This window comes from Wenyingzhuangia aestuarii (genome assembly GCF_011927765.1).
Lineage (GTDB): Bacteria > Bacteroidota > Bacteroidia > Flavobacteriales > Flavobacteriaceae > Wenyingzhuangia > Wenyingzhuangia aestuarii.
Window position 1 is genome coordinate 47,607 of the sequence record NZ_JAATJG010000011.1, and the last position, 17,226, is coordinate 64,832.

10 protein-coding genes are annotated in these 17,226 nt (G+C 33.1%); all 10 read left to right on the forward strand.

Annotated elements, in window-relative coordinates:
- Positions 1–80 precede the first annotated feature (80 nt).
- Positions 81–1,481, forward strand: coding sequence for a sulfatase family protein (locus GGR97_RS11130; protein ID WP_167898595.1), 1,401 nt, complete (start codon positions 81–83; stop codon positions 1,479–1,481).
- Between the two features lie 169 nt (positions 1,482–1,650).
- Positions 1,651–3,501, forward strand: a complete 1,851-nt coding sequence (locus GGR97_RS11135) for a sulfatase-like hydrolase/transferase (protein ID WP_167898596.1) — start codon at positions 1,651–1,653, stop codon at positions 3,499–3,501.
- A gap of 6 nt (positions 3,502–3,507) precedes the next feature.
- Complete coding sequence (locus GGR97_RS11140; protein WP_167898597.1) at positions 3,508–5,193, forward strand: sulfatase-like hydrolase/transferase; 1,686 nt, start codon at positions 3,508–3,510, stop codon at positions 5,191–5,193.
- Between the two features lie 103 nt (positions 5,194–5,296).
- A complete protein-coding gene (locus GGR97_RS11145) occupies positions 5,297–6,997 on the forward strand; it encodes a sulfatase-like hydrolase/transferase (RefSeq protein ID WP_167898598.1) in 1,701 nt (566 codons plus the stop codon).
- A gap of 245 nt (positions 6,998–7,242) precedes the next feature.
- The gene (locus GGR97_RS11150) at positions 7,243–10,284 is read left to right on the forward strand and encodes a glycoside hydrolase family 2 TIM barrel-domain containing protein (protein ID WP_167898599.1); all 3,042 of its coding nucleotides are present in this window, start codon (positions 7,243–7,245) and stop codon (positions 10,282–10,284) included.
- Between the two features lie 12 nt (positions 10,285–10,296).
- Positions 10,297–11,850: a sulfatase family protein gene (locus GGR97_RS11155; RefSeq protein ID WP_167898600.1), complete on the forward strand. Its 1,554-nt coding sequence runs from the start codon at positions 10,297–10,299 to the stop codon at positions 11,848–11,850.
- A gap of 10 nt (positions 11,851–11,860) precedes the next feature.
- Positions 11,861–12,973 carry a glycoside hydrolase family protein gene (locus GGR97_RS11160; protein ID WP_167898601.1) on the forward strand — a complete coding sequence of 371 codons (1,113 nt, stop codon included), beginning with the start codon at positions 11,861–11,863 and terminating at the stop codon, positions 12,971–12,973.
- Between the two features lie 6 nt (positions 12,974–12,979).
- Positions 12,980–14,719 (forward strand): glycoside hydrolase family 2 protein, encoded by a 1,740-nt coding sequence (locus GGR97_RS11165; RefSeq protein ID WP_167898602.1) that lies wholly within the window; start codon positions 12,980–12,982, stop codon positions 14,717–14,719.
- Positions 14,720–14,723: 4 nt separating this feature from the next.
- Positions 14,724–15,653, forward strand: coding sequence for a LamG domain-containing protein (locus tag GGR97_RS11170; RefSeq protein WP_167898603.1), 930 nt, complete (start codon positions 14,724–14,726; stop codon positions 15,651–15,653).
- A gap of 5 nt (positions 15,654–15,658) precedes the next feature.
- Positions 15,659–17,104, forward strand: a complete 1,446-nt coding sequence (locus GGR97_RS11175; protein WP_167898604.1) for a sulfatase family protein — start codon at positions 15,659–15,661, stop codon at positions 17,102–17,104.
- Positions 17,105–17,226 lie beyond the last annotated feature (122 nt).

Here is a 17,226-nt window from a genome sequence, read left to right on the forward strand (position 1 = left end):
TTGTGGCAGTTTAAAAAACATTTGTGTCAACAAACTTATTATGATAGTGCTAGCTTGCTTAGGTAAAAAATAAATTTAAAATGATCAAAAAAATAAGTGCGCTATTGTTTTTAGCAACCGTTTGGGTTGCTACGGCACAAAAAAAGCCTAATGTATTAATCATCTTATCAGATGATCAAGGTTGGGGAGATGTTGGGTTTAACGGAGCTACAGATATTCCTACACCTAATTTAAATAAACTAGCAAAAGAAGGAGTTGTTTTTAGTCAAGGGTATTCATCACACCCATATTGCAGCCCAAGTAGAGCAGGATTGTTAACGGGTAGATATCAACAAAAATTTGGACACGAGAACAATCCAGAAAACACAAAACAAAGTGAAGATACCGTTATTGGTTTGCCGTTAAATGAATTAATGATTTCTGAATTGTTACAAAAAAATAATTATCAAACCTGTGCTATAGGAAAATGGCATTTAGGAAATGCAAACAAATTTTTGCCAAACAATAGAGGTTTTGATGATTGGTTTGGTTTTAGCGGAGGTGGTTTAAACTATTGGGGAAATACTACAGAAAAAAACAAAGAACTAGGTGTGGTTAGAGATGGTAAAATAGTTCCTAAAAGTGAATTAACGTATTTAACAGACGATTTTTCTAACGAAGCAGTTAATTATATAGACAAGTATTCTAAAAACGAAAAACCATTTTTTATGTATTTAGCATACAATGCTCCACACGCACCTATACAAGCCACTAAAGAATATGTAGACAAAGTAAAGCATATAGAAAATGGAGAAAGAGCGGCTTATGCTGCTATGGTAGTTGGTATGGATGCTGGAATAGGAAAAGTAATTCAGAAACTAAAAGACACAGGAGAGTACGAAAACACTTTAATTATTTTTTATAGCGATAACGGAGGACATTCTCACGGAGCAAGTAGTTATCCATATAGAGGACATAAAGGAATGTTGTTTGAAGGTGGAATTAGAGAGCCTTTCTTAATTTCTTGGCCTAAAAAAGTAAAAGGGAACAGAGTGTATAAAAAGCCAATTATTGCGTTAGATATTTTTCCTACCATTTTATCAGCAGCCAATATAGAGCAACCAACTAGTAAAAAATTAGATGGGGTAGACTTGCTACCAATTCTTACTAAAAAGAATAAAAGTTTAAAAGAAAGACCTATGTATTGGCAATATTCGGGAGGAGAAGGATATGCGGTAAGAGATAAAAATTACAAGTTGATTTACTCTTATTATAAGAAAGAAGCCTTTTTGTTTGATATAGATAAGGATGAATACGAAAATCATAACATTGCAGTAAACCATCCTGAAATTGTTGAAAAGTTAAAACAAAAATACATTGCATGGACTAAAGACAATGTAACTCCATTGTGGGAAGATGCTCATTTGTTTAACTGTAATAGAGAAGAAAAAAAGAGAGAAGACATTATTAGAAAAGCCATAGCTGGCGATAAAAACAAATAATTTTAATTTTTTATTCATTATACAAACCCCTAGTAAACACTAGGGGTTTGTTGTTTTAAAAACATAAGTGTTTCAAGTGAACACATATGTGTTGTAGTTCTAAAGCCTTGCCATTAAACTTTAAGACTTAAAAAAGTCTTAACTAAGTAAACCAACAAACTAAAAAGAAATGAATAAATTTTTCTATGCTTTACTCTTTGTATTCACGGGATTAAATGCACAACAAAACAAACCTAATATTTTATGGATTGTAACAGACGACCATAGAGCAGATGCTATTGAGGCTGTTAATCAGGATGTTTTAGGACAAAAAGAAAGTAAATTAGGATATGTAAGTTCTCCTAGTATCAATCAACTGGCAAAAGAAGGAACGTTGTTTACTAATGCTTATTGCAACTCTCCTGCATGCGCACCTTCTCGTAGTTCTATGATGACAGGTTTGTATCCACATCATAACGGAGTCACAGGTTTTGAACAAGCACACAATAAAGTGTCTATTACCAAACCTATGATGCCACAAGTTTTAAAAGAAATAGGTTACGGAACAGCCTTGTTTGGTAAATCCGGATACAGAATTTTAGAATGGGACGAAAAGAAAAGTAGACCAAGCTGGACAGATCCGGGTTATTATGATGTAAACGTAAATTACAAGAATGATTTAATTCTTAAAGGATATACTGATTTTGATAACAAAGGAAAACTAAAAGTAAAAGGAGAAAAACCTTTACAAATAGAAGCCTTTTTGTATAGCGATGGAAGTAAACTAGAAGTAGTGCCAGAAGCAAAAGATGCAGCTCACAAAGAACAATTTAAAAAGGTTGATGAAAAATTAGAAATTCTTAGAGCTTATACTCGCAAACAAGAAAATATGATTATTGGAGGTGTAAGTCCAAGACCTTCAGGAGAAACTTTAGATGGTTTTATTGTAAAAGAATATCAAAATTATTTAAAGCACCAGAACAAAGCATATCAAACCTTATCAGGTAGAAATGTAAACGGACCTAAAGAAAAACAACCACAATTTGTGAGTTTAAATTTTCATTTACCACACACACCAGTATTACCTCCAAAAGAATTTAGAGATCAGTTTAAAAACAAAACGTATAAAATTCCATCTTTTGATAAAAAAGAAGAACTAAGCAAATTGCCTCCGCAGTTAGTAAAGTTGTATCAAACTATGAAAATAGATGGATTAACAGCATCTGAAAAACAACAAGCAGTTAGAGATTATTATGCATTCTGTGCCTATGGTGATGCGTTGATTGGAAAAGCTATTCAAGATTTTAAAGATTTTAGCAAAAAAAACAATCAGGAATACGTAATTATTTTAACTGTGGGAGATCACGGATGGCAGTTAGGAGAACAAGGAATAGAAGCCAAATTTGCACCTTACAATACCTCTAACAATGGAGCAATTGTAGTGGCAGGATCTAACATAAAATTGTATCCTAAAAACAAAGTAAGCAAAGCTTTTGTAGAATATGTAGATATTTTTACAACCGTATTATCAGCAGCTAAAGAAGACATAAACAGTCCACAACATCAATATTTAGATGGAATTGATTTAAGCAAAGTAGCCAGAGGGTTGGAAAAAGAAAAAGAATATGTATTGGGAGAAATGAATCATGTTTACGGACCAAGAGCTTATTTAAGAGGAAAAGATTTTGCTTTTTCTATGCGTATTAAAGAGAAAAACTCAAAACCAGGAAAACAAGTTCCTCCAGGTACAGGTTTAGATTGGGCAAGAACTCAAAGTTTACAAACTGTAGAGGTTGCTTTGTTTGATTTGCGTAACGATCCTGATGAAAGAAACAATGTAGCGTTGACTAAAGACTATAAAAAATTAACGGAATGGTTCCGTAAAAAATTAACCAATATTGTGTTGGGTGATGGTCGTGTAGAAATAGATTGGAGTAAAAAAGAAAGCTACAAGATTAGCAATTTTGCCAAAGGTTCTGATGATAAAAAATTAGACATTCCCTCTAACATAATCCCCAAATTAAAAGATTTTAAAAACTAAAATAAGATGAAAAAAATAACGATACTATTCTTAATGCTTGCCAATTTATTGGCGGCACAAAAAAATAAAAAGCCAAATATTATTGTGGTTTTAGCCGATGATATTAGTGCTCGTGAATTGCCTATTTACAAATCAGATACGTGGAGTCCACCAAAAGGAGGCGATACGCAAGATCTAAAATATAGAGCCCATACTCCTGTGTTAGATGAAATTGCAAATAAAGGATTGTATGTTAAAACAGCTTGGGCAGCCGTGGTATGTTCGCCTAGTAGAGCTATGATGATGACGGGTAGATATGCACATTTACACAAATGGTGGGGAAATAAAACCACAGGAAAATATACAAACGAGGAAGGAAGAATAGGAACACTTCCTTTGTACGCAAGTTCTCCATTAACCATTGGACATATTGCTAAGCAAGGTGGTTACACATCTATTTGGGCAGGAAAAACACAAATGCGTAATCCTAATTTAGATAAGTTTGGTTTTGATGAAGGTGTATTTACTCCAGGAGAATCTAGTTTAGGAGGTGATAATCCTTTTACAGATTTTAGAGTTCAAACTCAAAAGGTAGATGGAAAAAAAGTAATGCTAAATAACGATACCAAACAAAAAGTAGATTATTACGATCAAGCAGGTTGGTATTGGAAACCTCACGTAATGTTAATGAATCATCCAACTTCTAAAAAAGAATTTGAATGGTGGCCAAACACAGAAAAATCTAAAAAAGAATATGGTTTAAACACCTATGGGCCAGATGTAGAATTGGATTTTATTTTTGATTTTATGGATAGAAAAGTAAAGGAAGATAAACCTTTCTTTGTGTATCATACCACACATTTAGGTCATGATGGATTTGATTTCTTAAATCCGAGTAGTCATAACAAATGGCCAGGAACTCCAAAAATTGAATGGAAAAATGGAAAATACAAAAGAACAGAGCCAAATGTAACGGGAGATAACGGAGTGTACAACACACATGGAACTGTTACCGAATCTGGAATTCACCGTCACATTAATTATTTAGATTATCAGATGTCTTTGTATTTACAAAAATTAAAAGAATTAAAAATTGATAAAAACACCATCGTTATTTTTTGTGCAGACAATGGTACAAGTGGTTATGGTAAAAATAGTGCAGAATCACAAAAAGGAACACATGTGCCTTTTATTGTGTATGCACCGGGTTTAGGGTTGACTAAAAAAGGAGAGCAAGATGTGTTGGTAAACTTGGCAGATGTATTGCCTACCATTGCAGAAATTGGAGGAGTTACAATTCCTAAAGATTACGAAATTAACGGAGTTAGTTTATGGCCTTTCTTAACAACCAATCAAAAAGAACACAGAGATTGGATTTATGGTTATAAAGATGGACAACAAATTATTAGAAGTAAAAATGTGTTAAAAGATGGATTCAATAAATGGTACGATGTTAGCGAAACACCATCAGATTTAATTAGTTATCCTATTGTTAAGGATTGGAATACTGTTTCTAAAGAATTAAAAACAGAAAAAGAAACATTAGAAAAAATACTACCTCAATTCAATACATTTAAAACTCAAAGACACGGACCTTTAACAGCCAAGCAAAAACAACAAGTAGAAAAACAAGAGGCTTTAAAAGCGGAAAAGTTAAAAGCACTAAAAGCTAAGAAAAGAGCCAAACAAAAAGCAAAAAATAAAAACAAATAAGTTTTGCAACGCTAACAAGAACCAGTAATGAAAATTACTGGTTCTTTTGGTTTATACCTGTCGGTAACGTTTCCGAAAAAATAATCTATAAATTTAAAAGATGATGAAAAAAATAATAGCATGTATAATGATAGCTACCATGGCGGTAGTAGCTCAAAAAAAACAAAAACCCAATATTATTTTAATATTGGCCGATGATATCAGTGCACGTGAATTTCCTATATACAAATCAGATACTTGGAGTTCTGATAAAGGAAATAAAGATTCTCAAGATCCAAATTTAAGAGCAAAAACACCTGTATTAGATAAAATTGCCAAAGAAGGAATATATGTGAAAACAGCATGGGCTTCTGTGGTTTGTTCGCCAAGTAGAGCCATGTTAATGACAGGTAGGTATCCACATTTACACAAGTGGTGGGGGAACAAAACCATAGGACAGTATACTGATGAAGACGGAAACTTAGGAAGTTATCCACTATTTGCTAGTTCTCCTTTATCTATAGGTCATGTAGCTAAAAAAGGAGGATATGCGACTATGTGGTCTGGAAAAAGTCAGATGCGAAATAGAAATTTACAAAAGTTTGGTTTTGATGAAGGAGTGTTTACTCCAGGAGAATCATCTATTACAGAATTGGGGGAAAACCCGTATTCAAATTTTACATTAGAACAAAAGAAAGTAAATGGAAAAAAAGAACTAATCAATCAAGACACGGGAAAACCATTAGGTTATCCATATTACGAATCTTCTAGTTGGTATTGGAAACCTCATGTAATGTTAATGAATCATCCAAGCTCTAAAAAACAATTTGAGTGGTGGCCAAACACAGCAGAATCTAAAAAAGATTACGGATTAAATACGTATGGTCCTGATGTAGAATTGGATTTTATTTTTGATTTTATGGAAAGAAAAGTAAAAGAAGATAAACCTTTTTTTGTCTATCATGCCACGCATTTAGGTCATGCTGCCATGAATTATTTCAATCCAAAGCGTTCAGATTTAAAATGGATTGAAACTCCAAAAATAACTTGGAAAAACGGGAAATATACAAGAGAAGAACCCAATGTAACAGGAGCAAATGGGATTTACGATATGCATAATTCTTTATCGCCAAGCGGAATTCACAGTCATGTAAATTATTTAGATTACCAAATGTGGTTGTATCTAAAAAAATTAAAAGAATTAAAAATAGACAACAACACATTGATTATTTTTTGTGCAGACAATGGTTCTAGCAAGTACGGAAAAAACAATCCAGAATCTCAAAAGGGAACGCATGTTCCTTTTATGATGTATGGGCCAGGACTTGGATTTACCAAAAAAGGAGAACAAGATATATTAATGAATTTGTCAGACATTTTGCCAACTCTTGCCGAAATTGTTGGGTTTGAATTTCCTAAAGATTATGAAATTAATGGAGAAAGTTTAATGCCGTTTTTAACCACCAATAAAAAAACACATAGAGATTGGGTGTATGGTTATAAAGACAGTTTACAGATAATTAGAGGAGAGAAAGTGCTGAAAGATGGATTGAACAAATGGTACGATGTAAGAGAATATCCGTCAGATTTAATAAGTTTTCCTGAAATTAAAGATTGGAGCAAGGTGCCGTCAGAACTTAGAGCAGAAAGAGATGCTTTGAATAAAGTCTTGCCTAGGTTTGATATGTTTGATGAGGCTCAACACGGACCCTTGTCAGAAAAACATCAAAAGAAATTAGCACAATTAAAAGCCGCTAAAAAAGCAAAATTAGCAAAGAAGAAGGCTTTAAAAAAAGCCAAACAACAAAAAAAGAAGAAGAACTAATAAGCAAATTATAAAAACTCCAAAATACTTGTAACGTTTGTTGCAGGTATTTTTTTGTTCTAGTTTAGATTACAGTTTGTTTAATGCTATGGTTTTCGATAACGTTTCCGTTGAAAAAAAAGGGGGTTTTAATGCTAAAATCTCAAATTTAAACAAGGATTGTTAAGGGAGTAGTATCTTTATGTACTTATAAAAAATAATACTTCTTTTTAAGATAAAATAACATTCAATTTTAATGAAAAAACATGAAATTTAAATTAACTCTAATAACAAGTGTCTTAAGGGTATTTACTGTAGTTCTGCTGTTTTTAGTAGCGTTACAGGTATCGGCTCAACATAAAGATGATGCTGTAGTTTCTTTAAATGGAACTTGGAAATTTAATGCTATTTCTGGTCAAGGATACAATTATCTAAATGTAAAAGCTACTTCTGCTGATATAATTATAGACAATTCAGATACTCAGAAAGTTGAGGTAAAAGGAAACTGGAAATCTAAAAAACAAGGAGCAAGAGAAACTAGTTTTTATAAGGATGATTATTTAGCTAGAAACTTTGTAAAAGGAGAAAGTAAAGACAATTATGTGCGTTTTCGTCCAAACTTAGAAAAATCTGGTTATTACGAAGCCTTTGTAAGATATCCTTTTTCTAGTCATTTAACCTCTCAGTGCAATATAAAACATGCAGGAGAAATAACAACTAAATATGTTAGTCAGCGTATTTTTTGCGGAGAATGGATTAGCGTGGGGATTTATCAGTTTGATAAAAACGATGACAATTACATAGAAATTACAGCCATAACCGAAGGGCAAGTTGCTGCAGATGCGGTTATGTTAAAACCTATTTCTCAAGCATCTTATACAAAAGCTAAAAAAATGCCTAGTCAGGTTTATTTACCTTCTTTTAACGATGCAGATTGGCACAATTTAAAAGTACCAGGGCATTGGGGAATGATCAATTCTTATTCTAATTATACAGGAATAGGATGGTATCGTAAATCGTTTGAATTGCCTTCTAATTGGTCCTCAAAAAAGGATGGAAAGATTAGAATTCAATTTGGGGCAGTTTATCATTTAGCTAAGGTGTACTTAAACGGAACATACATCGGAACACATCAAGGGGGATTAACTCCTTTTGAGTTTGATGTTTCTAATGATGTAAAGTTTGGAGAAAAAAACGTAATTGCTGTAGAAGTAAACAATGCTTTTATTGTTGGAGCTACTTGGAATTGGGGTGGAATTATTAGAGGAGTTCAGCTTAAAAAACAAAAAAACGTTCGCATACAAAATCAATACATACACGCAGAACCAAATTTAGAAAACGGAACAGCAGCAGTAAGTTTAAAAATTAAGATAGAAAACAATTCTAACAGTGTTAGAAAAGTAAATGTATTGTCTAAAATTAAAGAAATTAGAAGTTTAAAGTTAACAAAAAAAGGAGTAGAAGTAGCTCCTAATAGTAGTAAAACTATTGTGTTAACGGCTAGATTAAAAGCAAAAGATGTACAATTATGGCATTTTGACAATCCTACTTTATATACGTTAGAAACTACTATTACAGAAAACAAATCGGAGTTAGATACTAAAGTAAACGATTTTGGAATTAGAAAAATAGAAGTAACAGACTCGCAATTACTTTTAAACGGAGAGCCAGTAAGAACAGGAGGGTTTAATAGAGTAAGTGAAAATCGTTATTACGGATCTTCAGAACCCATAGAAATTTTAGAACGCGATGTAGATTTAATGAAAGAATCGGGAGCCAATTTTATGCGTATCATGCACGGAACGCAAAATGAGGAGTTGATTAAATTATGCGATAGAAAAGGAATTTTGTTGTTTGAAGAAGTAAACGTACGTGATTTAACAAATCCTGAATTTACAGCTCCAAAATATCCATTGGTCAAATCTTGGTTAAAGGAAATGATAGAAAGAGACAGCAATCACCCAAGTATTATTGGTTGGAGTGTAGGGAATGAATTGTCGGATCATTATGATTATGCAAAAAAAATGATGGAGTATGTACGTACAGAGTTAGATGAGCATAGACTGGTAACTTGCGTAAGTAATTCAGGACAAAAGAAAACTTATACAAGAACTACAGATCCTAATACACATGTAGATATTATCATGCACAACATGTATCGTTGGCAAGGAAAACCACAAGAAATATTAAATACCTTAAGAGAAAAATGGCCAAACAAACCTGTTTTTATTTCAGAGTACGGGTTTGATCCTTACCCTACAGCTTCTTTAGATGGAGACAAACCCATTGTATCAGAATGGAATCAGCATTTTAGAGGAAAGAATGAGTTTGTAATTGGTTCTTCTATGTGGACTTTTAACGATTACCGAAGCGGATATGCAGGTACTTCTGCCGAAGAGAATAGAGTTTGGGGAGTGGTAAATGTATGGGGACAAAAAAGACGTTTGTTTGATCGTTTTCAAAAAGAAAACAGCCCCATAAAAATCTTAAAAGTAGAAGATATTGATCGTTCTAAAAAATCAATTGCAGTAGAAATTATTTCTAAAGAAGCTTCGGATTATCCAAGTTATCAATTGAATAATTATCAATTAGTAGCCACTTTTACCAATACCAAAGGAGAGGTGTTACACGAGCAAAAAATAAAATTACCAACGATAAAAATAGGAGCTACTTGGAAAGGAAGTTTGCGTTTAAAAAAGCATTTAAATGCTTATCAGTTAAAAGTAAAAGTAATCAATCCTTTAGGGTATGAAAGAGGGAAAAAAGAAATCTTTTTTAAAGTACCTACTACTCCTAGTATAGACAATGTAATTGCTGGACAAAATAATGCAAGAGTATATTTTACTAAGGCTGAAGGAGTAAAAGAATACAAAGTGGCTTACAAAGCTAAAGGAGGAGCGTATCAATTTACAGAGCCTACTATTTCAAATTATATAGATGTAGAAGGATTGTCTAAAAACCGTTATACAATTGCTTTAATAGCGATTAACACGAAAGGAGAAAGTGTACTTTCCAAAGAAATTTTTATAGAACTAAAGGATAAAAAGTTACCACCTGTGGTATGGGAATCTTTTATAGACGATAAAAAATTAGTGATAGGGTATTCGAGTGATTTTGAAGATGAGGTGTATACCGTAGTTTATGGGTTTGATAAAAACAATTTATCAGAAACATTTACCACCAATGTTAGAGGAATGATGACTGTTGATTTAAAAAATCTTATTACCAAACCTTTATATTTTAAAATAAAAAGAATAGTAAAAGGAAAAAGCAGTAGCTGGTCTCCTGTACAAACTGTAAATCCATAAAAAATGAAAAATATGTTTCAAAAGAACCCTAAATTCTATGTGCTTTCTTTTTTGATTTTTGTTTTTGGAGTTACAAAAACATGGGCTCAAAAGAATGTGATTTTAATCCTTTCTGATGATCACGCTTATCAGGCAATTAGTGCGTATAAAGATAGATTTGCAAACATAGCACCTACCCCAAATATTGATAAACTGGCCAACGGAGGAATCCGATTTGACAGAAGTTATGTCGGGAATTCCATTTGTGCTCCGTCAAGAGCTACCATTTTAACAGGAAAACACAGTCACAAAAATGGAGTGATAGATTTGGCTACCAAGTTCAATGGTCATCAACAAACCTTGCCAAAACTATTACAAAAAGCAGGATACGAAACTGCTATTGTAGGAAAATGGCACTTAAAAACAGAACCGGTAGGTTTTTCTTATTGGGACGTGTTAATTGGGCAAGGAGATTATTACCATTCCGATTTTAAAAACTCAAAAGGAGTCTACAGAACAGATGGCTATGTAACAGATGTGATTACAGACAAAGCGATTCAGTGGCTGGATAAAGAAAGAAATACTAAAAAACCATTTATGATGATTGTGGGGAACAAAGCACCACACGCCAATTGGTTACCACCTGTAAAATATTTAAATACGTTTAAAGATGTAAAAATTCCAGAGCCTAGCAACCTGTTAGATACTTATAAAAATAGAAGTGCTGCTGCTAAAGAAACAGACATGACATTGGCAGAAATGCCTTTAGGATGGTATTGTCAGTTATGGACTCCTAAAAAAGGAAAAAAAGACAGGTATTTAGATGAATATGGTTCTTTATGGAAAAGAGCCTATGGTAGATTAAACCCTGAAGAAAAAGCAATGATGGATGCTACTTTTAATGCAGAAAACGAAGCTTTTAAAAAAGCAAACTTAGCTGGAGCAGATTTGGTGAGGTGGAAATACCAACGTACCATGAAAAATTATTTAGCCTGTGTAAAATCGGTAGATGATAATGTGGGTAGATTGTTAGCTTATGTAAAAGCAAATAATTTAGAGGATGATACTTTAATTATTTATGCATCAGATCAAGGATTGTTTTTGGGAGAGCATGGTTGGTACGACAAGCGTTTTATGTACGAAGAAGCCTTTAGAACACCTTTTATAGCCTATTGTCCTAGCGAAATTCCAGCCAATCAAGTGTCGCAAAATTTGGTTCAGAATATAGACTATACTCCTACTATTTTAGATTTTGCAAAAACAGAAACCCCAAAAGATATACAAGGAGTTAGTTTAAAACCTTTAATGCAAGGAAAACGATTTAAACAAGATAGAAAAAACTTGTATTATCATTATTACGAATATCCAAGAGGACACAGTATTCAGAAACATGAAGGAGTGGTTTCTAAAGATTTTAAACTGATTCATTTTTATAAAATAGATCAATGGGAGTTTTTTGATTTAAGAAAAGACCCGTCAGAAATGAAAAATGAATACAATAACAAAGCATATAAAAAAGAGATAAAAAAATTAAAAAAAGCAATCATAAAGTTAAGAGCTACCTACAATGTACCTCAGAACAAATAAACCAAAACAAATGAAAGTAATTTACACAGCAATGCTTGCCTTGTCTTTAATGACAGCATGTAAAACAAACAAAACAGAAAAAGCTACAGCAAAACCTGTAGATTATAAAATTGAATTCGGTAAAGTATCTAAAACGTCTGTCTTTAAAGAAGAAGGGAAAAGTGTTTGGGGAGGAACCTTGGTAAAAGGAGAAGACGGATTGTACCACATGTATTATTCAAGATGGCCAAAAAACATAGGATGGGAATGGGTAAACTATTCAGAAATAGCACATGCAACCTCTAAATCACCATTTGGGCCATTTAAATTTCATGATGTAGCTCTAGGAGAAAGAAGTCATGATAAATGGGATGGAACTACCACTCACAATCCTGTAATCTTAAAAATAAAAGGGAAGTATTACTTATATCATATGGGGAATACGGGTAATAAAAAAATTGTAAGTGTACCTGGAAAAGCTAAAATTAACTGGCAACATAGAAACAATCAGCGTATTGGAGTTGCGATAGCAGACAATCCTAATGGACCTTGGACAAGACTAGACAAACCTGTATTAGACATTAATTATGAAGATGAAAACGCATATGATGCTTTAATGACATCAAATCCGTCTGTATGTGAAATGAAAGATGGAAAAATACTAATGGTATACAAAGCTGTGGGTAAAAAATTTCCATTGCCAGCAGGTGGGCCTGTAGTACATATGGTGGCTATTGGAGATACTCCAACAGGACCGTTTAAAAAATTTCCAGATCCAGTATTTGTTTTTGAAGGAGAACGTTTTCCTGCAGAAGATCCATATATCTGGTACCAAGATGGAAAGTACAGAGCTATTGTAAAACGTATTAAGTTTGAAGGGAAAAAGAGAATTTTTTCTTTAGTACATTACGATTCTGAAGATGGTATTAAATGGGACAAAGCAAAGAATTTTGAGATTTCTGACAAAACTGTGACTTGGGAAGATGGAACAACTACCAAATTTAACCATTTAGAAAGACCACAAGTCTATAGAGAAAATGGAGAGCCTATTGCTTTGTTATGTGCAGCAGATACAATTGATGCAAACAATGTTCGTCATTCTTTTAATATTCAAATTCCTTTAAAAATTACCAAAGAAAAATAAGTAATTATGAAAAATGTATTTCTATTGTTTTGTATGTCGGTTTTATGGATGACATCTTGTAAAAATGTAAACACATCAACAACTGAAAATTCCTACAAAAAGAAAATATCATTAAACGGAAGTTGGCAGTTTTTAGCTTCTAATGAGGTAGATGAAACCAATGTGTTAACTCAAGACTACAAACAATGGGATACACTTAAGGTTCCTGGGAATTGGGATACTAGAAAAAGATATGCAGAATATGTAGGAAAAGGGTATTATCAAAAAAACTTTAAACTACCCACTAATTGGCAAGGAAAACAAGTCCGATTAAAATTTGGTGCTGTTTATCAAACGGCTAAAGTTTGGTTAAATGGAGAGTTTTTAGGAACGCATGTGGGGGGGTATTTACCTTTTGAATTTAATATAACTCAAAAAGTAAAAAAGAAAGCTGTGAACTCTATAGTTGTAATGGCAGATAATACTATTAAGCGTGGAGCTTGGTGGGCTTGGGGAGGAATTAGTAGAGAGGTTTTTTTAGAAGCTAATGAATCTGTTCGTATGGTTTACCAACACATTGCTTCGGTACCTAATTTTAAAACCAATGAGGTTGCTTTTTCTATCAAATACAAAATAGAGAATAATGGAAGTTCTTTGGCAAAAGTAGCCATAGCTTCTAGAATTAAAGATGTTGTTAAATTAGAAGATAAGGAGCTAAGCATAAAAGCTGGTGAGGTAAAAGAAACAGTAATTCATTTTACCAAAAAATTATCGGATATTAAATTGTGGCATTTTGATCATCCCAATTTATATCAGTTAACAAGTGCGTTATTGGTAAAGGGGAAAGTACAAGATGTAGCTACAGATCATTTTGGAGTTCGAAAATTTGAAGTAATAGGAGAACAATTTTACTTAAACAACCAGCCTGTTCGTATGAATGGAGTGAATCGTGTACACGATCACCCAGATTACGGAAATACAGAACCAGACCATTTAATAACACAAGATTTGTTAGATATTAAATCTTTAGGATGTAATTTTTCTAGATTGATGCATGCCCCTTTATCAAAAAACATCTTAGAGTTTTGTGATAAAAACGGATTTTTATTGGTGGAAGAAATTCCGGTTTGGGGAGATCAAGATCCTAATTCTATTCCCAACAATCCATTAACCAAACAATGGATGAAAAAAATGATTGAAAGAGATTTTAATCATCCTTCTGTAGTGGCTTGGAGTGTAGGAAACGAATTAAGAAATCCCGACGGTGCTTGGAGTTCTAAAGCTTTAACTGCTGATCAATATGGCTATGTAGATAGTATGTTAGATTATGTGACTGAGTTAGATACTACTCGTTTAAAAACGTACGTAACCATTACTTCTTACAGAAAAGGAGAAATAGGGACAGAACCTTATGAAAAAGTAGATTTTATATCTATGAACAGTTATGGGAATGCTCCAGTATTGGCAGAAAAAACACACGAAAAGTTTCCTGGAAAACCCATTTTTATTTCAGAAATAGGAAAAGGACAGATAGGACCAGCACCCAATGCCGTTTTAGGGGAGGAGATGGTGAGTTATTTAAGAACGTTAAAAAAATATCCTTGGATTACAGGAGTCTCATTGTGGAGTTATAATGATTATAGAAGTAATTACAAAGGAACACCAGCATCAGGCTTTAGAGAATGGGGAATTGTAGATGAACGTAGAACTAAAAAGAAAGCCTATTATCAGTTAAAAGAAGTATATGAGTATTGGAATAAAAATTAAACAAATGAAAAAAAGATATATGTTTTTATGCTTGTTTTCTTTTGTAGCCCAAGCACAACATTTACCTAAGGTCTTAGAAAATATATATGAAAGCAAAGCAAATATGTACTATTCTGATGAATTTAATGCTCAGAGAAAATATAACGCTTTTGATACTAAAAAATGGCATTATCGTCAGCCTAAACCTTGGAGAAAAGGATTGGCAACTGGTTCTAGATTTGTAGAAGAAAAGGAAGGGAAATTAATTTGTTACGGTCGAAAAGATTTAAAAAAAGCGGGAGGTATAGTATCAAACAATTATTTTCAATACGGATTTTATGCATTCCGATGGAAAACTACAGGAATTCACGATGAAGGAAAAAATGTGTGGCACCCTTCTGTTTGGGGATCGTTAGATGATACTCAAAAAGGCAAAGTACCACATACAAGTGAAGAAGGAGATAGTTGGATGGAAATTGATATAATGGAATTTTCTACTTGGAAATCTAGCGGGACAGATTGGAATGCCGATGCTCCGGCGTATATCTGGGTAGATTCAATTAAGAAACGAGCCAAAGTAAACAAATTAGGTAAAAAGTTTGGTTGGAAAAAAGCCATGATGACCGATGGTAAAAAAGACAAGTACAAAGAACGAGTAATTGGTTCTTATGGTTTTGATACTTGGCAAACTATAGGAATGGAATATCATCCTAATTATTTGCAATTGTGGTTGTTGGATGAGGATAAGTGGGTGCAAGTAGGACATCGTATTCACTTTACCAGTAATAATGTAAAGCCTAGCCTAAGAACAGTACCTAAGAAAGCAGTAAAACCTTTGTATTGGTATATAGGAAATTTATATATGCCACAAGGAAAAGCAACTGTTACTGAAGATCAAATTACCGAATGTACTTTTGAAATAGATTGGTTTCATTTTTACGATTATAAAAAATAAAAATAATGAATAGATTCAAAAAAATAGGAATATTGTTCTTGTTAACTATAGGAACATTACATGCTCAAAAAGACAAACCTTTAAATATTGTGTGGATCAACGCAGACGATTTGGGAAGAGAATTGGCTTGTTATGGAGAGCCCGTTGTAAAAACACCACATATTGATGCTTTGGCAAAGCAAGGAGTTTTGTATACCAATGCCTATGCCAATGCTCCTATTTGTTCTGCTAGTAGATCTTCTCAAATTACAGGAATGTACCCTACGGCAGTAAATAGTTTAGACCATCGTACCATAAACATGACCGAGTTGCCTGATGGAATTCAACCTATTACCAAATTTTTTAAAGATGCGGGTTATTTTGTAAGTAACGGTAGTGGATTAACCATGTTAAAAGGAGGAGGAAAAAGAGATTACAATTTTACCACAAAAGTAAATTACGACGGAACAGATTGGGATCAACGTAAAGAGGGACAGCCATTTTTTGCACAAGTACAGATAAAATATCCGCACAGAACTTTTTCTAGAGACAAAGAAAATCCTGTAAATCCAGATGAGGTTAGATTGCCAGCTTGTTATCCAGATTACCCGTTGCTAAGAGCAGATTGGGCTTTGTATTTAGAATCTGTTCAGCATTGTGATGACATTGTAGGAAAAATTTTACAAAAATTAGAAGATGATGGATTGGCAGACAATACCATAGTTTTCTTTTTTGGAGACCACGGTCGTCCGCATTTAAGAGACAAGCAGTTTTTGTATGAAGGAGGATTGCAAATTCCTTTAATTATCCGTTGGCCAGCACATTTAAAGCCCAATAAAAAAGACAAACGTTTGGTGAGTTTGGTAGATGTTGCTGCTACTAGTTTGGCTATTAGTGGAATTAAAACTCCATACCCGCTTCACGGAAAAGTGTTTTTAGGAAAAAACAAAATCAAACGTAAATATGTTTATGGGTTTAGACAACGAGCCGGAGATGCTGCAGAAAATTTAAGAAGCATTAGCAATGGTCGTTATAAGCTAATTTGGAACAGAACTTATGACAGACCTTGGATGCAATTAACAAGTTATAAAAAGCTACAATATCCTGCTTTTGCTTTGTATCATTACTTACATAACAAAGGAGAGTTAAAAGCACCTTACAATCAGTTTATGGCAGAGACCAAACCAGAGTTTGAATTGTTTGATTTGAAAAAAGATCCTATGGAATTTAAAAATTTAGCAGGAGATAAATCGTGTAAAAAGATAAAAGACAAGTTGTTCCAAAAATTATCATCAAGCCTAAAAGAGTATGAAAAAAATATGATTTTAGAAGATGATGTAACAATCGCCAAAGCCAAACAAAGTTCTAAAATTTATTATAAAAAAGCAGTACAAAAACAAAAACCAGGTTTAAGTGTAGATGCTAATTACGAAGAAATTGTAAAAGATTGGGAAGAAAGACTTTTACAGTAAATCAATTAATTTTTGAATGATCATAAATAAACAACATAAAATATAACAAAGATCAAGTATATAGTACTATGCATAGGAATTGCTCTTTTTGGAGTTAAAGCAAATGCTCAAGAAAAAAGCAC